The sequence below is a fragment of the Snodgrassella sp. CS2 genome, assembly GCF_050310315.1.
Lineage (GTDB): Bacteria > Pseudomonadota > Gammaproteobacteria > Burkholderiales > Neisseriaceae > Snodgrassella > Snodgrassella alvi_E.
The window spans coordinates 41854-64294 of sequence record NZ_JBNPBA010000004.1; the positions used below are offsets into that span (position 1 = coordinate 41854).

10 protein-coding genes and 1 tRNA gene are annotated in these 22441 nt (G+C 39.7%); 1 reads left to right on the forward strand and 10 read right to left on the reverse strand.

Translation table 11 applies throughout. The features are described from left to right. Position 1: 1 nt before the first annotated feature. From ACQP6D_RS06995 to ACQP6D_RS07040, 10 genes are all read right to left on the reverse strand, one after another. Entirely contained in the window at positions 2 to 1189 is a 1188-nt protein-coding gene (locus tag ACQP6D_RS06995; protein WP_267390982.1) for a DUF2827 domain-containing protein, read from the reverse strand. 77 nt (positions 1190 to 1266) lie between these two features. After that, positions 1267 to 2397, reverse strand: a complete 1131-nt coding sequence (locus ACQP6D_RS07000) for a DUF2827 domain-containing protein (protein ID WP_427857778.1) — start codon at positions 2395 to 2397, stop codon at positions 1267 to 1269. Between the two features lie 3 nt (positions 2398 to 2400). Beyond that, positions 2401 to 3546 (reverse strand): DUF2827 domain-containing protein, encoded by a 1146-nt coding sequence (locus ACQP6D_RS07005; protein WP_267390981.1) that lies wholly within the window; start codon positions 3544 to 3546, stop codon positions 2401 to 2403. A gap of 97 nt (positions 3547 to 3643) precedes the next feature. Then, the gene (locus ACQP6D_RS07010; RefSeq protein ID WP_427857779.1) at positions 3644 to 14590 is read right to left on the reverse strand and encodes an ESPR-type extended signal peptide-containing protein; all 10947 of its coding nucleotides are present in this window, start codon (positions 14588 to 14590) and stop codon (positions 3644 to 3646) included. Positions 14591 to 15345: 755 nt separating this feature from the next. Then, positions 15346 to 15419: transfer RNA gene (locus tag ACQP6D_RS07015), tRNA-Gly, on the reverse strand. Positions 15420 to 15894: 475 nt separating this feature from the next. Then, positions 15895 to 17172 (reverse strand): phosphoribosylamine--glycine ligase, encoded by a 1278-nt coding sequence (gene purD / locus ACQP6D_RS07020; protein WP_427857780.1) that lies wholly within the window; start codon positions 17170 to 17172, stop codon positions 15895 to 15897. 70 nt (positions 17173 to 17242) lie between these two features. Continuing rightward, positions 17243 to 17851 (reverse strand): IMPACT family protein, encoded by a 609-nt coding sequence (locus ACQP6D_RS07025; RefSeq protein WP_267390977.1) that lies wholly within the window; start codon positions 17849 to 17851, stop codon positions 17243 to 17245. Further along, entirely contained in the window at positions 17848 to 18900 is a 1053-nt protein-coding gene (locus tag ACQP6D_RS07030; protein ID WP_427857781.1) for a threonine aldolase family protein, read from the reverse strand. Before ACQP6D_RS07030 ends, ACQP6D_RS07025 begins: the two co-directional genes overlap by 4 nt. 193 nt (positions 18901 to 19093) lie before the next feature. Next, positions 19094 to 20038 carry an electron transfer flavoprotein subunit alpha/FixB family protein gene (locus tag ACQP6D_RS07035; RefSeq protein WP_267390975.1) on the reverse strand — a complete coding sequence of 315 codons (945 nt, stop codon included), beginning with the start codon at positions 20036 to 20038 and terminating at the stop codon, positions 19094 to 19096. Between the two features lie 11 nt (positions 20039 to 20049). Continuing rightward, the gene (locus ACQP6D_RS07040) at positions 20050 to 20799 is read right to left on the reverse strand and encodes an electron transfer flavoprotein subunit beta/FixA family protein (RefSeq protein ID WP_370389523.1); all 750 of its coding nucleotides are present in this window, start codon (positions 20797 to 20799) and stop codon (positions 20050 to 20052) included. Positions 20800 to 21612: 813 nt separating this feature from the next. Here ACQP6D_RS07040 and tsaA point away from each other — a divergent pair. Next, on the forward strand, positions 21613 to 22335 hold the full coding sequence (gene tsaA / locus ACQP6D_RS07045) for a tRNA (N6-threonylcarbamoyladenosine(37)-N6)-methyltransferase TrmO (RefSeq protein ID WP_427857782.1): 723 nt from the start codon (positions 21613 to 21615) through the stop codon (positions 22333 to 22335). The last annotated feature ends 106 nt before the right edge of the window (positions 22336 to 22441 follow it).

A 22441-nucleotide genomic window follows, 5' to 3' on the forward strand; every position in this document is an offset into this window, starting at 1 on the left:
ATTAACGCAATGGTCTGGCCATTACTTCTGTCAGCAATGCAGAATAACTGGCCACCAGATCAGTATTATTTGGTAAAAAGCGAGCAATCTGTTGACGCTGGTCATATACATAATGAGCAGCGTTATAAGCATGATCGCTCATTGCTGCAAATAATTGTTTTGCACCAGCTTCCACATCATTACCAGCATAATAATAACCCAAATCTGAAATAAGCTCAGCATTGTGAATTAACGGATAACCTTGCCAACATACTTCCAAATAGAAATAGTTAAGCGGATTTTCCCATTGATGAGAAATTACTGCATCAGTATTGGTTGCCAGAAAAGTTGGTGTATCATAACGACCCAGAAAAACAGATTTTCGATTTTTCACAATATCCAGCTGATTCATCAAAGCAATGAATTCCATGGATTTTTGAGCCATCGGCAATGTGTTGCATACCTGCAAAATATTAATAGCTTCCGGTTCGGAACGATAAGCCATTTCCGCAATCAATATCGGGTATAAACAGAACTTCACAACATCGATATTCGGTTCCATTACAGACAGGCGCCAGCCCTTACGAGATACCGGCACCTGCCATAAGCCCTGAAATGGCATTGCAGCGGTTTTCTGAATCAGAAATACCGGGCTCCAAACAAATGGCACCACACGCGCATCATGACGTCGGAATACTTCAAAATATGCCTTGCTGCAATTGGCTACCTGCGGAATCATCCAAATATCATCATAACGCTGGTTGATAAATAGATTACCGCCACCCATATTACGAGAGAATAAAACCGACTCCATCATATGGATATATTCAAAGCCACAGCAGTAAGATATTAAACGCACTCCTCTGTCTTTGATATAGGCCGTCTGCTCAGCACCAATTTGCCCTCCCAGCTCAATCAAAACATCTATCTGATCTTTGGCCTCTAAGAAGCTCTTAGTTGGCCATATCTCCAAATCCCATGGCAAACTTGATGTAATTGGTACATCAGTTGTGTTTACCAACACCACAGAATCAACATTAGGACAATTTTTCAGTGCGTCAGCAAGAAAAACTGCGTTCTGCTTGATACCATTATTCCACAATGTTTCTTTTGGGTGACTCAGACCAATGGTAATGCCAATACGCAAACGTGCTGGTGCAGCGTCCTGTCCATGGCTGGAAATTAAATTCGGAGTATTAGATAAGTTCATAATTTCATTAGAAATGTTTGATTGCTGGCAGGTTTTATGTATACATTATACTAAAGTGTAAGCAAAATTAGTAAAATCTAGGCTTTAAACAATGACTCAAGAGCATCAGTATAACAGCGGACATTACTTTCTGCCTCAGGATCTAGTGTAGCCAGAAAAACTTTTGCACGCTCGCGGTAAGTACTCAAATTTTCATCATGCATTTTATAGGCTTCTGCCAATACTTTGCCACCCTCTTCACAATCAAAATCGTGATAACGATAGCCACAGTCACTAATCAAATGCGAATTATGAATTAGCGGGTAGCCACCATATAAGGCCTCATAGTAAATATAATTCTGAGCATTTTCCCATTGATGGCAAACAATTGCATCACAATAGATAGATACCACCTGCCAGATCGGGTAGCGACCTTCAAACGAAGTCAAGCCATGGCGGACAATATCCAGACTTTGAGCAAACAGATTAAAAGCTGTCTGATCCTTCAAATTCATAGTATTGCACGCATAGATATGTTCGATGAAATTGGGGTTCAGCCGATGTGCATTTTCACATACCAGCATAGGAATATAACTGGTTTTCACCATACACATATTTGGCTCAAACATACCAATACGCCAGCGATTGCGGCCTGGCTGGTATTCAAACTGCTCGCCTTCTGGCAATTTTTCACAAGCACGATTAAGAATAACCGGACTCCATAAATGCGGCATGATTTTTACCGGCGTGCGAAATGTACTGGCAAAATATGGCTTACAGGTTTTTTCATACTCTGGCAATGTCCATACTTCATCGTAAGGCGCACCGGTAATCAGCAAGGCAGGCGGCTTATCAAACAGCATACGCTCAATATCAATTACATAATCATTACCTACGCGCATACTGACTACTTTTCCACCTTTGGCTTTGAACTCTATCATCCATTCTTTGGAAAGCTGGGCACTCATCTCTATCATGACATCCAACTCATTCAAACCAGTGGCCATATCAATTACCGGTACTGGTGAATCCTGCAGAAAATTCATAGCATCCTGCATATCCCCATCACCTGATCCAGCTACCAGAACCACGTTACTGACAATTGGAGATTTTTTTAACAACATTGCCAGAAACAGACAATTCTGGAAAATTCCATTTTCCCAAAGCGACTGAGCTCCTTTACGTACATAAATCGAAACACCTACACGAAGTGAAGACACGGACGACATGGGTTAACCTCTTAATAATTCTGGACGATCAGCACACAAATTAGATAATAGTTGTACATGGGCTTTAATATTGGCATCTGATAAAGGATCCGTTGCTTTAAAAAGTGCCTGTGAAGCTTGACGCTGACTACTCAAATTTTCTTCATGATGTAGCCAAGCCTGGATTATTTGTCTACCACCTTCAAGTGCATCAAAATCTGGATAATAATATCCAGCACCGAACTCTTTTAACCATGGAGTATTATGAATCAATGGATAATCTCCATACAGTACGTCCATATAAAGATTATTGTGATCATTACACCATTGATGTGAAATCACAGCATTGGCGTGTTGCGCCATAAAACCGACTATATCGTGACGGCCATAAAAACATGCCTTATGATCTTTAACAAGATTCAGAGAATTGGCCAGATGTAGCATGGTTAAATGATCTTTCATGTGCAAAGTGTTAAGCACATGCATCATTTCAATTGATTGCGGTTCGTGACGATAAGCTTCATCACAAGCTAACATGGGAATAGAAGAAGTTTTAACAACTGAAATATTGGGCTCAAATATAGCCACACGCAGAGGTGTTTTTACCTCATCATGCACATTGCTATGCCAGCCGTAATTAAGGCCTTGTTCACTGATTTCTTGTTTGCGTCTGGAAACAAACATTGGATCCCATAAATGAGGCGTAATGTATATCGGGCAACGATACATTGTCCGCAGCATGGGAATATAAGCTTTGTCTTTTGGCAAAAGCCATACTTCATCACAACGATCTACTGGCGGAAAACTAGTTGGTTTTTCAAACACATTATATTCTGATAATCCCACATAAGGCTGGCCAACACAATAAAACACCACCTTTTTACCACGAGCACGCTGCAAGGCTAACCATTGTGGAGATAGCGCACCAGCCAGTTCAATAATGACATCAAAAGCATCTATAGCTTCCTGTTCTGACATCAATCGCAGATCAAACAGATTCAAATCAATTTGTTCAGCCATACGGGGCTGACCACCAACATTAATTAAATCCACTGATTTAACAAAAGGTATAGCCTTCAGGCTTTGAACCAAAAATATAACATTCTGACCCATACCATTTTCCCAGATGTTCTGGTTGGCATGAGTAATAACAGAAATACCGATGCGCATATTATCCCGTATTCTTATTAAAAATACTGTCAATGATGAATAAATAAGACTTCCGGACTTCACACGGAAGTCCAGAAGTCTGTTTAATCAGGATTAATTACCACTTAAAGCCAAGTACTGAATTGAAAGCAACTTCTTTACCAGTAGTGGAAACACCTGCACCCCACGTAACTTTGCCATTTTTGCTGGCTGCCTTATAGTTTACACCAACGGCACCATAGCTACGATATGCACCTACCCCAATACCGACAGTCTGCTCACCAGAACTCAGTGAAGGCAAATAAGCCCCAGAGAGCGCCATGGCCATGGCTGTACCTGAATAAGCTCTGCGCTCAACATGATGAATATTATCATTCAACTGATTAACATATTCATTAACTCTGGTAACCTGATTATCCACACCTTTAAGCTGAGCTACATTCACAGCATCAGTGTCAGCAGTACCAGCCGCCACACCGGTTATCTGACGGTATACACCTTTAGATGCATCACCCACAGATACCGCTCCTTCCGTACTTCTTGTGGCACGGATTGCCGCTGCCTGCTGCGACGTTGCGGTTACTGGAATATATCCTTCTTGTCCGGCAGCAACACTCGCAACTGATCCAGCTCCTAGTGCTATACCTCCGGTCTGTTTCACCTGAGCATTGCTACCCAGAGCCACACCATTAGCTGCGGGAGCACTGGCTGAATCACCAATCGCAATCGCTGATGTACCACTAGCCATTGCTGCTCCGCCCACTGCAATAGAATTAGCACCTTGAGCAATTGATCCAGCTTTAGCAGAGTTGATCTTCACATATTTCGTACCATAATTCTCCAGATTTTGCAGTGCATCAGCGACATTATCTGCTGATACATTACCACCTGTAGGTGTAGAAATATCATACTTAGGTGGATTGATACTTCCTGCCGGATTTCGTGAAGTACCAAGAGCCGAAGCTATCGATGCAATCTGGCTAGCAACAATTGTGCTAACTGATGTAGACAGACTATTCAGCGAATCATCAGAAACATTACTGGTTGGCAGGCTATTAACCATTGTAGACAAATTATTATAATCTTGTCTTACAGTCCACAGCTGACCAGCATTAATAGCATCTAAAGACCCTTTGTCCATGTTACCGTCAGCCACATTGGTAATATGTTGTGCCGTAGCACTGCCATGACTAGCATCATATGCTCTATCATTCCACAGTAAGGCATTTTGAGTCAGGTTGGAAATATTAGTAATAATATTACCTGTGGATAACCCACTTAAAGCACTGTTTAATGAAGACAAGCTAGTGCTGGTACCTGTAGAAAGGCTTGTCACATCACTTCTCAATGAGTATAGCTGCCGACCATTAATTGCTTCATGTGAGCCCGCATCATCCGAACCATCAGCTAAATTAATAATCCTGCCATAAGTAGCAGCTCGAGTGAGACCATTCGTCTTTCCAGCATCAAATCCACCTTTATTCTCATCCCATTGCAGGCTCTTATCCTTCAGCTGTTTCACATCTTTCTGAGTCAGATCATAGCTGGTAGACAGGCTGCTTAAAGCTGTACTCGTACTAGAAGTTAGTTTGTTCAAACTATCACTTGTTGTACTCATACTGCGTGACAGACTCTCGTATCCGGTAGACATAGAGCTACTGATACTGTTGATATTTGAAATTACTGTTGATGAAATTACTGTTGACAGACTATTCAGACCAGTGGAAGTAGAACCAGACAATGCATACAGCTGGCTACCGTTTACCGCATCGGTAGAATCTACTGTCACGCTACCAGCTGCTACATTGGTAATACGCTGAGCTGTACCACTACCATGGCCAGCATCATAAGCGCCCAGTGTGCTATTCCACTGCAAGGCATTTTGCTGCAGGGTGGTCAGGTTCTGATTAGTGCTACTCAGACTGGATGCCAGACTAGTCAGACCGGATGAAGTACTGCTGCTCAGGCTGGTTAAGCCTGTGCTGGCGCTAGCCAGTCCTAATTGAGTGGTGCTGGTCAACGTATCCACGCGATCATTGACCGTAGTCAAAGCTGCTGATGAGGCACTGCTCAAGCTGCTTAGTCCGGTACTAGTACTACTCAGTCCTGCCTGCGTCAGAGTAGACAGGCTATACATCTGAGTACCGTTGATAGCATCACTTGAAGTAATATTGATGTCTCCAGCTGCAATACCGGTCAGTCTTTGATCCTTACCCTCACGGCTGGCATCGAAATTACCACTTATCCTATTTCTCAGCAAAGCATTCTGCTGTAATGCAGTCACATTACTATTGGTTTCAATTAAACCAGTTGACAGACTGCTTACATTTTTCGTTACCGTACTGAGACTGTCATTAACAATAGTAGATAGGCTACCCAGCTGATTTTTTGTCACCTCATTCAGATTAGTAGACAGGCTGCTTAGTCCGGTTGAAGTGGAGCTAGACAGACTGAACAACTGACCTCCATTAACTACATCAGTAGAATCCACTGAAACACGGCCAGCCGCTACATTGGTAATAAGCTGAGGCGCACCATTTCTACCGGCATCATAAGCACTACCATTCCATTGCAGAGCATTTTGCTGCAGGGTAGTCAGGTTCTGATTTGTGCTACTCAGACTGGATGTCAGGCTAGTCAGACCGGTTGAAGTACTGCTGCTCAGGCTGGTTAAGCCTGTGCTGGCACTAGCCAGTCCTAATTGAGTGGTGCTGGTCAGCGTATCCACGCGATCATTGACAGTAGTCAAAGCTGCTGATGAAGCACTACTTAAGCTGCTCAGCCCCGTACTGCTACTGCTCAGTCCTGCCTGTGTCAGAGTAGACAGGCTGTACATCTGGGCGCCATTGATGGCATCAGTTGAAGTGAGGCTTATATCGCCACCAATAATTCCCGTCAGTCTTTGGGCACGATTACTGCGTATTGCATCATATGCGTTACTAGTACTATTCCACTGTAATGCATTTTGCTGCAAGGCTGCTACATTAGTATTGGTTTCTCTCAGACCTGTAGACAGGCTGCTTACATTTTCCGTTACCGTACTGAGACTGTTTGTCACTATAGTAGACAGACTACCCAGCTGATTTTTTGTTACCTCATTCAGATTAGTAGACAAGCTGCTTAGTCCGGTTGAGGTGGAGTTAGATAATGTATACAGCTGGCTTCCATTTACTGCATCGGTAGAGTCTGCAGCAAGACGTCCGGCACTAATATTGGTAATGCGCTGTGCAGTACCGTCACGACCAACATCATAAAAACTACCATTCCATTGTAAAGCAGTTGTCTGCAGGTTATTCATGCTCTGATTGATACTGCTTAGGCTGCCCGTCAAACCAGCAAGAGCTGATGATGTACTACTACTCAGCGTGCTCAGATTGCTATTGGTACTGTTCAAGCCTGCCGCAGTTACCGTAGACAGACTATAGAATTGCCCGCCGTTAATAGCTTCAGTTGAAGCTGCATTGACTGCACCTGCACCGATGCCACTCAGTACTTTGGCTTCTCCATTTCGACTAGCATCGTACACACCCTTGCCTGCATTCCACAGCAGCGCATTGGCCTGCAGTGAAGATACACTAGCATTAGCTGCCTGTAATCCTTTATCCAAAATCTGTAGATTGGAAGAAGTCGTACTGGTTAGGCTGCTTAGACTGTTGTTGATGCCAGTAATGCTGTTTGTCGTTGTATCAGACAACTGATTCAGCGCATCTTTAGTGCTACTCAGGCCTGTTGTAAGTGTACTCAGGCTAGTGCCATAGGCAGTAGACAGTGTATTTAACGCTACATTAGTAGAGCTCAGACTTTGATTCAAAGTATTGACACTGGCTGTTGTACTGGTGGACAAGTTATACATCTGAGCACCGTTTACAGCATCAGTAGAATTTGCAGCTATGGAACCTGCAGCTACACTGGTAATCAGCTGAGCTGTATTGGTACCGTGATCCGCACTATAAGCTCCTTTAGCGCTGTTCCATTGCAGCGCATCTCTTTGCAATGCAGCAACATTGTTGGTAGTAGAACTCAAGCCAGTAGAAAGACTATCTATATTGTTGGTGATACTACTGAGGCTGTTAGTAACGACGGTAGACAGACTGCCTAGCTGATTCTTGCTCATCTCACTCAGGTTACTTGCAAGACTACTTAAACCAGTTGAAGTAGAACTAGAAAGACTGAACAATTGACCACCATTAATCACATCAGTGGAATTTGCAGCCACGCTAGCAGCACCGCTAACATTGGTAATACGCTGTGGAGTGCCATTTTTGCCGGCATCATAAACACTACCATTCCACTGCAAGGTATTAGCCTGCAAGGTAGTTACACGAGCTGTGGCTGTACGCAGATTGGTATCCAATCTGCTCAAATTGCTAGTTGTAGTGTCAGAAAAGCTCTGCAAATTACTATCAACAGTGGAAATACTGCTAACCAGTGCATCTGATAAACCGGTGAACGCTGTATTAGCTGTGTTTTCCATACTGGTAGACAAGCTGTACAACTGGGCACCATTCACAGCATCGTTTGAACCTGATGCTATCAAACCAGTAGACACATTTGTAATTTTTTGAGCAGTACCCGTTCCATGATCAGCATTATACGCAGCTGCATAATCATTCCATTGAAGTGCATTTTGTTTCAATGAGCCTGCATCATGATTAACTGTAGACAGAGAAGTTATCAGAGTGCCTGCTGAAGTTGAAATACTTTGCGACAGGCTACTTATACCAGATTCAGCCACCGTGGATAGACTACTCAGGCTGTTTGCGGCATCAGCAGTCAGGCTATTCAGGCCAGTATTCGTGCTGTTGGATAAACTGGTAATACTATTGGACAGAGTATCAGAAAGAGTTGATAAGCTATTTGCAGATGCTCCTGACAGATTAATAGTACTGCTTAGAATACTGTCTGACAAAGAACTGAGTTGGGTAAAGTATTTATCAGAAATACCCGTTAATGAAGATTGTATTGTACTTAAGCTGGAAGACATTAAATTGGAGGAACTGGTCAGATTTGCATCAGACACCGTGGACAGGCTGTACAGCTGTGCACCAATAACAGCATCTGACGAGCTTTCTCCTACCTGACCGGCGGCAACCTGAGTAATTTTAGCTCTGGCACCAGTTGCAGAACCGGCATCATAAGCACTAATACTCGCATCCCATTGTAACGCATTCTGCTGCAATGTGCTTACTCCGGTATTAATACCCGTTATACCTGCTGACAGACTGCTTATACCAATATCAACAAGGCTGCTTAAAGTCGTTGAAAAACTTTCAAAACGCTTATTAATATCACTGTTCAAAGTGTCAAAACTATTTTCGGTACTATACAGCTGTCCTGCAGTGATGGCATCTGTTGACCCATCATAAATATCAGCTTTAGCAACATTGGTTATACGGCTATTTTTATCATTACGACTTGCATCGTAGGCTCCGTCTTTCCACTGCAAGGCATTCGTTTTGAGAGTACCCAAACTTCCGTCGGCCGTACTTAAAGCTGAAGAAATACTTGAAGACAGGCTAGTTATATTGTTTTCAATAGTACTTCTGCTTTGAGTCAGTTTGGCCAAATTAGAACCGGTTACCTGATCCAAAGAAGTTGATAAACTACTGATACCGGCTTGCATACTGCCCGATACATCGGCTAATTTATTGTTTAAAACAGAAATACTGTTGTTTGTACTATATAGCTGTGCACCGATTATCGCATCAGACGATCCCTCTTTCACATTACCTGAAAATACATGTGTCAGTGTATTTTTAGCATTTGCAATGCCATGGCTGGCATCATATGCTCCTGCACCTGAATCATCTAAACGCTTCCATTGTAAAGCGTCTTTCTGCAAATCAGATACACCATTATTAATCACACCTAATTGTGTTCCTGCTGCTGTGGAAAGACTACTAACTTTGGTATTTGTCTGAGCAAGCAACCCAGTTAAAGTAGAGATATTTTTATCAGATATAGTACTCAGAGCACTGGATAAATTTCCAATGCCACTTTTAACCTCATTAGCCAGATCATTGATGGCAGTATTGGTGTTATACAGCTGATTCCCAGTAATCGCATCTTTTGAGCCCTTAGCTAAAGATCCATCTGCAGCATTGGTGATCCGGTTTTTACCATTTACTACACCATGACTGGCATCATATGCTCCATTTTTCCATTGCAATGCATTCTGCAGAAGGGCAGGGAGTTTGCCGTTAATTCCTTGAAGGCGTTGCTCTGTTGTAGTAGAAAGGCTTTCCAGTCCAGAAAAAGAAGAATTCTCTAATGCTGTAGATAGACTATTTAGACTACTAGAAGTTGCACTTGTAAAATCCGATACTTTGTTATCAAACGAAGAAGATAATGCACTAATCTGACTGTTAGTGCTAAACAACTGAGCACCAATTACCGCATCACTGGACTTAGCCTGTAAATCAGCTTTATCCACATTTATAATCTTTCGTTTTATACCTTGAGTACCACCGGCATCATAAGCGCTGCCATTCCATTGCAATGCATTCTCTTTAATAGTACTTAGACTAGCATTTACAGGAACCAAACTGGTATCAATGGTTGAGGCAAAAGTATTCAAACCACTAGAAAGTGACCTATCCATGGTGGTTGAAACACTAGCCAGACTTCCAGATAAAGAACCAGACAAACTCTGAAGCTGCGACGTTAAATCTGAAGTCAGTCCAGAGATTTTGGTATTTGTCATTGACAACTGGTCACCAATTACCGCATCGGATGATTTATCATTCACATTGCCTTGTGCAGCGTTAATAATTTTATTTTTACCGCCAACTTGGCCATGGCTGGCATCATAAGAACTACCATTCCATTGCAATACAGTCTGTTTTAGTGCATTAATATTGGAATTGGCTGTGCCAATATCGGTATTAATTTTATCTGACAGGCTACTGATACTACCTGAAATAGTATTATTCAGACTGGTATTAGTAGCAGCCATAGCAACATCTAATTTTGAGGATAACTCAGCTGGTTTAGTCACCACATCAGTATTCAATGTACTGATACTAGTGCTGGTGGTGTATAACTGCCCCATGGTTACAGCATCAGTTGAATTAGATTGCACACTGCCATCAGCTACATGTGTAATTTTACCTCTACTGCTGCCATGGCTAGCATCATATGCATCACCATTCCAGAGCAAAACATTCTGCTTTAATGTTGCAATTTTATTATTAGTTCCAGTCACACCGGCCTGAATAGAACTAGATAATTCTTTGATTTTTTGTACTGATAACCCATTCAATCCAGTGCTTAAAGATTGTATTCCTGTGGAAGCAGATGTAGAAAACGAAAAAATCTGGCCGGCATTGATTGCATCTGTAGAACCAGCTGCTACATAACCATTGGCCACATTAGTAATTGTAGTATTACCGTCAATATCATGAGTAGCACTAAATGCCTTATCAGTTTCATTCCACAGCAGAGCATTATTCTTCAAAGTACTGATACTTGAATTCAGTCCATTAACCAGAACCATGCCACTTTGCAAAGTATTCACTGCTGTCTGATTTATATTACCAGCCAAGGTGGATAAACCGCTAGAAATAGTGGTTGAAACTGTATCTAAGTATGAATTGGTATTATATAACTGCTTAGCATTAATAGCATCGGTTGAAGCACTATTTAAAGTAGCATCAGCAACACCTATAATTTTCTGCTCTTTTTCTACTCGTTTAGCATTATATTTGCCATCTGTATACTGGAGCATTTGTTGTTGCAAAGAGGAAATACTGCTATTAATTTCTCCCACCGTACTTAAAGCTGATGTGGTCAGCGTATTTACTCGTGCATCTATTGAAGTATTCAAATCATAATACTGGCTGCCGACAACGGCATCAGTTGAAGTTGCACTGATAATGTCACCTGCACTGACATGAGTGATTTTTGCATCTGCACCACCATGACTGGCACTATATGCTTTGTCATCATCGTTCCATTGCAAAGCATCTTCTTGCAATGCAGCAACTTTACTGCCAGTTGTAGCCAGGCTCGTAGACAACTTATCAAGACTCTGGCCGACAGACAAAGAAGCCGAAACAGACAAACTACCAAATTGTGTATTTACAGTACTAGATAAATTAGTGATCGCAGTATTGGTACTGAATAACTGGCCACCATTAACCATATCTGTTGAATTAGGACTGCTTATATCACCAGGTGCAACACCGGTGATTTTTTGCGCTTTACCATCATGAGTGGCATGAAAATAGCCGTCTTCACCACGCAATATGGTACTTTCCTGCAAACCGCTAATAGCAGTAGATGCAGAATCTGACAATATTTGTAAATAATTACTTAATGTGCTCAGACTAGAATTAGCCGAAGTTGTTAAACTGTTTAAGTTATTTGTTATTGCAGTAGAAAGATTAGTAAGGCTATTGGCAGTGTCTGTAGTCAAGCTGCTGCGTTTATTACTTATATTGAGCCAACCAGTGGAAGCAGATACAGAGAGACTCGCTATATTGGAGTTTACAGTGTATAACTGGCCACCTGTAATCGCATCATCAGAATCTGCAATAACATCACCTTCTGCAGCATTTGAGATTTTTTGCGGCGTCTTGTTTTTATCTTCAACAAATGCCCCTGTAGTGCCATCAAATAAAAGAGCATTTCGTGTAATCTGGCTTAATCCAGTCGAAATTGAAGTAGACAGACCATCTAATGACTTATTCGAACTTGATAATGCTATATTTGTATCGGTTACAAATTTATCAATCTTAAGATTGTTATCTGCAAGGCTATCCTGAATATCACTATCCAGCTTATTAAGCTTCATATTGGTGGCACGCAGCTGTGCACCCGTTACAGCATCAGTAGAATCTGCGCTGTCAATACTACCTGCTTCTACATTCGTTATTTTCTTTTCAGTACCCGCATCAAATGCATCCGAACCATTCCATTTGAGTATGGCTGCACGTAAATCTTTTATACCTTTATCAGTAGTTGTAGTAAAACCATTAATATTGCTATCAATTGTTGATATCGAAGTATTAACAACAGATACTAATTTAGAAGTACCTTCGTTAAGGTTACTGATATTAGTATAAATAGCAGTAGAGATAGAACTCAGCGAAGAATTGGTACTGAATAACTGGCCACCATTAACCATATCAGTGGAGTCGTCAGTAATACGAGCATCTGTCAGATTTGTTATTTTTTTAGTTTCTCTGCCATCATCCGAACCGACATTATAAACACCATTTTTATATACCAAAGCACTGGTTTGTAATGCACTAATAGAGCTAGATGTAGAGGTACTTAAAGAAGAAATATTGGTATTTATTTGTGCTAATTTATCATCAGCATCGCCAGAAGCTTTTGTAATATTTTGATTAAGATTAGTTATAACATCAGATGTTGAAATAGAAGCACTATTAATCTTATTTTTTACCACAGATACATTAGTATCTATCGCTGTCGAAAGACTGGATGCACTGCCAGAAATAGATGAATACAAGCTCTTTAGCTGCGCCACATTGACAGCATCAGTATCCAGTGTACCAGCAGCCAAATCTGTAATTTGACGGGTGACATTCTTAGCAGAGTTACCTACTGCTACCGCCCCGGTAGTACTTTTCCATGTGGGTGTATTAAGGGAAGGATCAGTAGCAGCCACATTGGTATCTGGATTATAGCCAGAAATATTACCAGCTGTATTAGCTATAGAATTTGATCCCAAAGCTACAGAACCTTCTACCATGGCTTTGGCATTTGTGCCTACAGCAATAGCGCCAGTACCTTCAACTTCTGTATTGTTACCAAGTGCCAATCCATTATCTGTCGTAACAGTAGCATTGTTACCAATTATCGTCGCACCAATACCGCTACTATCGGTGCTACCAACTGTATTGCCACTACCAATTACATGAACATCATAAATAGCATTGATAATGGTGTTTTGATTACCAAATATAGCCGTATTGGCTGCAGTAATATCGTTATTTGGGCTAGTACTTTTATTACTATTACCCAAAGATAAAGTGTTGTTCGCATTAATAAAGGTATAGCCATCCGGGCCTGTTGCTTGCGTTCCATCCTCTTTTTTGTATGAAGTAGGTGTGGTAGAGCCACCTATGGCAATGGATTGTTCGCCATAAACCACATTACCAGCACCAATGCTAATACCTTGCTTACCAGTAGCAATACTGTTATTACCAATAGCTACAGCTGAATCGCCACTTGCCTGAGATTTTACCCCAACAGCGACAGCTCCATCTATAGATGCCTGTGACGTTAAACCAAGTGCCACACTTCCTACGCCATCAGAATTAGCAGCAGAACCCAAAGCTACGCTAGAAACCCCTGTAGCCTGAGATGAAACGCCAATAGCATTTGATGCTCGTCCAGAGGCCAAAGCAGCAATACCAAAAGCCTGTGCACCTCCAGCTTTAGTGGTAGCGTTAGTACCAAAAGCAAGTGAGTGATTACCTGTTGCATATGCTCCGCAGCCCATAGCAAATGAATTAATGCCATAAGCAATCGGCTGTACATTCGCAAGTCCACCATTAACTACTGGGCTTTGATAACCTGAACCATTATAATACCCACTGGTGATTATATTATTGGTTGTAGTAGTTTGATTAATCCATTTCTCATAACGTGCTGTTGTGCCATAAGGAGTATAAGTTCCAAATTTTTTGTTTTGTGCAAATCGTAAATATTCTTCTAATGCAGATATACCCGTAGTTGGAGTTGCTGACCGGCCTAAAACATTGTCTGCACCGCAATAATCATCATCACCGGACACAATAACTGAATTAGTACTTAGCAGACCACTACCACCGGTCTGATAATTAGTCCCTAACTGTGTCCATCCTGTTAATGCTAATTTACCTGCAGCATAAGCATTTGGCGATAATAAAGATAAATTAACAACAGAAGCCAATAACCCAAGTTTGAAAACATTCAAACCAATATTTCTAAACAAAGGTTGTGTGCCAATAAGACTGGAAACTGTATTTGCTTTGGTTTTACTTTTAGCTAATTCGGAAGCGGCCACCCAAGTCTGTGTGGATTCGTTCCATATCGCACGATATATTTTATTCAATTGGTTTACTCCTAATTTTTTAAAATCATGCGTTTATCAAAAATACCTTGATAACTTAAAGAAATGTTAAAATTAAGTTAAATTATTAAGTAATATAACATAAATATTTGTATAACTGTAGTTAAAATAAATTGCTTTAAATTGAAAGAAAAGAGCAAAACTACGAATTTATTTTCTGATAAATCATTATAATACAGATATTTATATACATTTCTATTAGTAAAAAGGTGTTTACATAGAAGTTGCATTTTTCGTTTATCTGTTATTAAATGTCTTATAAAAGCGACAATATTTTATGAAATGCTATTTTTACACAGTTTCGTTTAATAGATACTTACTTTAGAATTCATACTCTTAACAATCAATTGGTTTATATATTTTTATAAAGCTTGCTAAATTTCCTGTTGGTAAATTAACAATTAGATTAAAACACAATATCCAAAATAAGTAATATTTAATGTTTTGTTCAATAAAATTATACTGTATCGAACATTCAACTTTTATATTGCTATATTTTACTTTTTGTATACATTAATCATTCTATATAAGAATAACTTCACTTTACCAACTTTCATTTAAACCAATAATATGATGAAAATCCAATATAATTCACTGTCAGAACAATCTTATATGTGCTGAGTTTTTTAAGACAAGTATCATGGCCTAGTTTTTTTCATCTACTAAAGCAAATACTTCAGATTTTAGATTAAGTAGATACAACTTTAATATTACAAATAAATACTAAAAATATTTTTTGGAGCGGATAACGGGACTCGAACCCGTCCGAACTGCTTGGGAAGCAGTTATGCTACCACTACATCATATCCGCAAAAATTTTCTTAAGCTTTATTAACATATAAACTTGAAATCAATTTAATACAATTTACGTTTTTATCATCAGGAAATCATCAACATTTATATCAGGCTTTTTGACTAGTATTTTCTATTTATACAAATAAGTCCAGATAAATTCCATTTGTAAATAATTAATCAATTAGGTAAGCATAGCATTTATACTTTTAGTTTATATTTATTCGCTGATAGCCAAATACCAAAATTTTATACATTTATGTATCTACTAAAAATTAAAGTTTATTGTAGACCAATTTTATATGTGTAATACATAATAAATTATATACATTCGCTAATTTATAAAAAGCAAAAAGCTTAAAATTTAAGCATACTAACTACCTATTATATTTTGTTCATATGAATTTTTTTGTATTCTGAAAATAAAATTCAATCGTTTGTAATCCATCCTAACAAGCCTGAAGCAAGGATTAGCTTACTTTTCATCAACTATATTAATTCTCATACTTTATTGCTTTAGATCCAATATCATGTCGATATTGCATTCCATCAAAATGGATAGGGTTTACAGCTGTATAGGCTTGTTTTTGTGCAGTATGAATATCTGATCCCATTCCCACTACACACAATACGCGGCCACCATTAGTAATCGTTTCACCTTGTGCATTCAATTTTGTACCAGCATGAAAAACTTTGCCAAGCTGATTAGCTACTTCTATACCTGAAATTACAGCACCTTTAAGTGGCGCTTGTGGATAACCATCAGCAGCCAGCACCACACCCACAGCTGCCTGTTCGCTCCATGATGCAGCAATGTTATTTAGTTTTCCTGCTAAAGCTGCTTGTATTAGTTCTACCAAATCACTCTGCAAACGACACATAATAGGCTGAGTTTCCGGGTCACCAAATCTACAATTGAATTCAATCGTATAAGGCGCACCAGATTGATCAATCATCAGACCGGCATATAAAAAACCACGATACGGATGACCGGCTCTTTGCATAGACTGAACTACCGGCAGAATAATTTCATCCATTACTCGTTGATGCACAGCAGCAGAGACCACAGGAGCCGGAGAATAGGCACCCATCCCACCAGTGTTAGGCCCATTATCATGGTCAAGTAAACGTTTGTGATCCTGGCTAGTTGCCATAGGTAAGACATGTTCACCATCTACCATCACAATGAAACTGGCTTCTTCTCCCTGAAGATACTCTTCGATAACAACTCTGGCACCAGCTGTACCCAAAGCATTGTCCAATAGCATATCATCTATTGCCTGATGGGCTTCAGCCAGAGTCATGGCAACTATTACACCTTTACCTGATGCCAGACCATCAGCTTTAATCACAATCGGTGCACCTTTCTGGCTGACATACTGGTGTGCTTGCTTAGCATCAGTGAATGTTTGATATGCTGCGGTGGGAATACCTTCCCTGATCATAAATTCCTTAGCAAAATCCTTGGAACTTTCTAGCTGAGCGCAATAACGGCTTGGACCAAAAACCGCCAGACCAGCAGCAATAAAATCATCCACAATGCCTGCAGCCAAAGGTGCTTCTGGACCAATTACGGTAAACTCAATCTGCTGCTGCCGACAAAAATCAATTAGCTGTTGATGATTAGTGAAGTCAATATTTTGCAGTTTTGGTTCGGTAGCAGTACCGGCATTTCCTGGTGCTACATAAACAGTACTGACTTTAGGCGACTGAGCCAGACGCCATGCTAAAGCATGCTCACGCCCTCCACTACCAATAACCAATAATTTCATACTTATTTCTCCCTTAATATCATTACAATTAGTCAGAATATACTAGCTATTATAAGCATCAATATATCATTTAATTCTCCAGTTTAACATCAATTATGCGCATCTTACGCAAAACAGCCAGAGCATTTTCCAGCCGTCTAAGCGGTATACACACCTGTAGCGAGCAATTCTGCTGTAAGTCCTGTTTCAAAACCTGTGCCTGATGCTGCTTACACCAGCGCAGGGCTTCACTTAAATGAGCATATTCACAATGAAGCTGTAATTGCTGGCAGATATCTTGTTGTATTTTTTCTGCAGCATCAATAGCAGCTGCTGTAACGGTTTTATATGCATGAATTAAACCAGGCACCCCAAGTAAGGTACCACCAAAATAGCGTACAACAGCGACTAAAACATCTGTCACTGCCGCAGAATCAATTTGTCCGAGAATGGGCCTACCAGCACTGCCAGCAGGTTCTCCATCATCATTGGCACGGTATCGGTTGCCATCCACACCTAGACGCCATGCATAACAGCAATGTCGTGCTTTATGGTGCTGCTCTCTTAATATCTGTACATGCTGACGAATTTCTGCTTCATCTTGTACGGGCCAAGCAAACCCTAGAAAGCGACTGCCTTTATCTTTAAATTCTGCCTGAGCCGGTGTAGCCAGCGTTGTATACTGATAAACTTCTTTCATGTCTGTACCAAAGCCTGTTTAATAGCAGCGATAAAGGTATCCACTTGTTTTTCTGTTGTATCAAAACTGGTCATCCACCGTACTTCACCTTTGCTTTCATCCCAATCATAAAAATGAAATTGTTGATGTAGCTTGGCACGTGCATGTGCAGGTAACACAGCAAACACAGCATTGGCCTGCGTCTGCTGAGTAACAGTAATTTCCTCAATTTCATCTAGTGCATTCGCTAGACGGGTAGCCATCTGATTACTATTAGCAGCCAGATTCAGCCACAGATCATGCTCAAACCATGCCAAAAACTGAGCAGAAATAAACCGCATTTTAGCACCCAGCTGAGCATTAATTTTACGCAGATACGGCATAGATGCATGTGTATCTGGATGCATACTGATAATACACTCTCCCTGTAACAGGCCATTTTTAGTCCCGCCCAGATTAAGCATATCTACACCAGTAGCCGTAATCATGGTTTTAACATCTGTATTTTCTGCAACCAGTGCATTCGCCAGACGCGCACCATCAACATATAATTTCATATTATGCTGATAACAGTAATCAGATAAAGCCCGAATCTCAGCCACACTATAACAAGTCCCCAATTCAGTGGACTGGCTGATGTATACCACTGCTGGTTGCGCTCGATGCTCTACACCAAAACCCCATGCCTGTTTGGATACCAATTGCGGGGTTAATTTACCATCTGCAGTAGGAATGGTTAGCAACTTTACACCGGCCAAATGTTCTGGTGCCACGCCTTCGTCACACTGAATATGTGCACTTTCGGCACATATCACCGCACCCCAGCGAGGCAATAGCGACTGCAATGCAGTTACGTTGGCTCCCGTTCCATTAAAGACGGGGAATGCTTCAGCCGTTTCCCCAAATAACTGTTTTATTTTTTGTTGAAGAGCTAGGGTATAAACATCAGCTCCATATGCTGGCTGATGTCCTTCATTAGCCACTAGCAAAGCCTGCATAATTTCTGGGTGTACGCCTGCATAATTATCTGAAGCAAAGGCAAAACTTTGTTTATCATGTAAACAATTCATCGTATATAGCCTATTAATTTCTTTGATATCTCATTAAAATTGCCTGAATAGAACCTATTCAGGCAATTTTTAGAATCAGACAATCTTATCTATCCGAAAATAGCATTAATTCAAGATAGTTTCCATTAATTCTGCTTTATTCACACAATACAGTAATGTTTCACGTGAAACATTAGCAAATTTTTTTAATGCTTTAATGCAAAATTGATTTTAACTGTGCAATTAATTCTGGAACAGCTGTATTCAAATCAGCAACCAAACCATAATCTGCTACATTAAAAATGGGAGCTTCTGTATCTTTATTAATGGCAACAATAATTTTACTATCCTTCATACCAGCCAGATGTTGAATAGCACCCGATACGCCGATAGCTATATACAAATCAGGAGCAACTACTTTACCCGTTTGCCCTACCTGATAATCATTTGGCGCATAGCCAGCATCCACAGCAGCACGTGAAGCACCAATAGCTGCATTCAAAATATCTGCTAACGGATTCAAAAGAAGAGCAAAATTTTCTTCACTACCTAAGCCTCTCCCGCCACTAACAACTATTTTAGCAGTGGTGAGATCTGGATGTTCAGATTTTGTTAACTTTCGGCCAATAAAACGGCTTAGGTTTGGTACTTCCACCGGTGTGATCTGTTCTTTGAGCGCTTGGCCTCCAGTTGCTTCAGCCAATGGAAAAGCAGTGGTTCGAATGGTGAGGATCTGTTTGAGCTGTTCACTTCGTATGGTCTGATAAGCATTACCGGCGTAAATTGGGTGGACGAAAGTGGAAGAGTCAATGATTGCTGTCACATCAGATATGGGCTCACAATCTAATAATGCAGCCACGCGAGGCAGTAAATTTTTACCAAAACTAGTGGCAGAAGCTATTATATGACTATAAGACTCAGAAAGTTGTACTATTAAAGGAGCTAAAGTTTCTGCCAGTGGATGAGCATAAATACAGGCATCTGCAAATATCACTTTTCGTACACCGCAGATTTTCTGTGCCTGAGCCACAACATCTGCTACTTCATATCCCGCAACTAAAATATCCACATCGCCCAATTGCTTTCCTGCTGTTACGGCATGCAACGTAGCTTCATCTATACATGACTGCTGATGTTCAGCAATAATTAATACAGACATTTATATCTCCTTTAAATAACCTTAGCTTCATGATGCAGTTTATCAACTAATTCACTTACATCAGCTACTTTGATACCCGCCTTACGCTCTGGCGGTTCGGTTACTTTCAGCTGAATCAGCCGCGAAGAAATATCCACACCTAGTTCGACTACCGTTTTTTTCTCCAGCGGTTTCTTTTTAGCCTGCATAATGTTAGGTAATTTAATATAGCGAGGTTCATTCAGGCGCAAATCAACGCTAATTACGGCTGGCAATGTAAGTGCCACTTCTTCCTGCCCACCATCAATTTCACGCGTTACCAATACTTTATCAGAATTTAATTCAATTTTACTGGCAAACGTACCCTGAGAAACCTTCATTAAAGCTGATAGCATTTGTGCCGTCTGGTTGGCATCATCATCTATTGCCTGTTTTCCCAGCAAAAACAATTGCGGCTGTTCTTTGTCTGCTACAGCTTTTAACAACTTGGCCACTGCAAGTGGCTGAAGTTTTTCATCGGTTTCAATATGTATGGCACGATCAACGCCCATTGCTAAAGCTGTTCGCAAGGTTTCTTCACATTGCTTTACCCCAATTGATACCGCCACTACTTCAGAGGCTTTTCCTGCTTCTTTTAAACGCACTGCTTCTTCAACAGCAATTTCATCAAAAGGATTCATTGACATTTTAACATTGCCAATATCCACATCTGATTCATCAGCTTTAACGCGTACCTTTACGTTATAGTCAACAACACGCTTTATTGCTACCAATATTTTCATCAGAACTATCCCTAGATTAATCAAAACCAGCAACAATCTTAGGTGTTACCAGCATTCTGATTACAGAATAACCATCTTAAAATGGATAAATCAGTCAAATTAAATAATTATACTGCTATCTTCTTTCCTAATAACTCGACATGGTATCAGAAATATAAACACACTGCCGATAAACCACTATTAACTACCTGTTTGTCTGGCAATGAACAGAATCTAATAGCATTTAATAGAATTTTATTTATGAGATTTTATTAAACTTTGAGTGTTTATTACTTTAAAAAATTTCCCTTTTAATCACAAATAAAGTGGCATGGTTTAACGTTAAATAATAGAAAATTTTTATGTCAAAGTTAGTTACCTACATCCACAAACAAAATCATAATTTGGGAAATAATTTTCTAATATAAATTTAGTATTCAACCTCTTCCCTACTCTTTTTATTTATCCACATACAGCATTCAATCATTATTCTTATTTCCCTAAATCAAAGCTTTGATTTTAGAAGCCTGATACTTTTTATTTTATTAATCAGAACTGAATTTAGCTAAGAATCCATCAGTCAGCATAGATAATAAATTATCTATATTACATTGAATTTTTTTAAGTTATATGGGAAAACTTCAAACTTATAGCATAACATTTTATTCAAATGATTTGAATTGGCTATGTACATCGGAAATAGGCTAGCTATTTTCTTTTTATTACAAATATAGATAAATAAAACAATTTATTATATCAATATCCACAACTTATATACAGATATATACACTGATTCCCGTACAATATGCTCAAGTGAATAAATATGTATTTAGTATGATGTCTCATTCTTGTGAAGTATCCAAAGGATATTGGTCAATCCAGCCAATTGGATATATTACTTCTCCCTATAAACAGAAATTTGGTGTAGCCAGGCAGCCTGGTCTTGTTCCAGCTGCTTTGGCATATATAGACTTATCCAAAGAATTCACAACTGATTGTGTACGCGGATTAGAAGATTATGAATATATCTGGATACAGTTTATTTTTCATGCCACCGTAAAAGAAGGTTGGCAGCCATTAATTCGCCCACCTAAATTGGGAGGTAAAGAAAAAAAAGGGATTTTTGCGACTCGTAGCCCACATCGACCAAATCATCTAGGTTTATCATTGGTGAAACTGGAACGAATCGAATGTAGTAAACATGTTCGTATACACATCAGTGGTGTGGATTTTTTAGATCAGACACCTGTTATTGATATCAAACCTTATATTCCTTTTGTTGAGGCGAAGCCTCATGCACGTTGTGGTTTTGCTCGCGAACATGAACAGCTGAGAGTGTATTGGTCACCAGAAGCTTTACAACAAGTAAGATTATTTTCTTTAGATACAAAACATTATGATTTGATTAATCAAAGTTTAGCTCATGATCCAAGACCAGCTCATCAATATAAATCTAATAAGATTTTTGTAGTGAATCTTTTTGATTGGGATGTGCTTTTTAGAGTAATAGATAATATTGTAGAAATAACAGGAATACGTGAACACATAGAAACTTAATTTATTATTCTAATAAAAATATAAATAATAAAATGATGAAGACAAAGACGAAGCCATACATTCTGTGGATAACTTAAAATATTTATATTTATCTTATGTTTAAATA

Excerpts from the sequence above, each read along its gene's own strand:
- ACQP6D_RS07025 (WP_267390977.1), bottom strand. The coding sequence starts at position 17,851 with ATGAAAGAAGTTTATCAGTATACAACGCTGGCTACACCGGCTCAGGCA.
- ACQP6D_RS07000 (WP_427857778.1), bottom strand. The coding sequence starts at position 2,397 with ATGTCGTCCGTGTCTTCACTTCGTGTAGGTGTTTCGATTTATGTACGT.
- ACQP6D_RS07005 (WP_267390981.1), bottom strand. The coding sequence starts at position 3,546 with ATGCGCATCGGTATTTCTGTTATTACTCATGCCAACCAGAACATCTGG.
- ACQP6D_RS07030 (WP_427857781.1), bottom strand. The coding sequence starts at position 18,900 with ATGAATTGTTTACATGATAAACAAAGTTTTGCCTTTGCTTCAGATAAT.
- purD (WP_427857780.1), bottom strand. The coding sequence starts at position 17,172 with ATGAAATTATTGGTTATTGGTAGTGGAGGGCGTGAGCATGCTTTAGCA.
- ACQP6D_RS07040 (WP_370389523.1), bottom strand. The coding sequence starts at position 20,799 with ATGAAAATATTGGTAGCAATAAAGCGTGTTGTTGACTATAACGTAAAG.
- ACQP6D_RS07035 (WP_267390975.1), bottom strand. The coding sequence starts at position 20,038 with ATGTCTGTATTAATTATTGCTGAACATCAGCAGTCATGTATAGATGAA.
- ACQP6D_RS06995 (WP_267390982.1), bottom strand. The coding sequence starts at position 1,189 with ATGAACTTATCTAATACTCCGAATTTAATTTCCAGCCATGGACAGGAC.
- tsaA (WP_427857782.1), top strand. The coding sequence starts at position 21,613 with ATGATGTCTCATTCTTGTGAAGTATCCAAAGGATATTGGTCAATCCAG.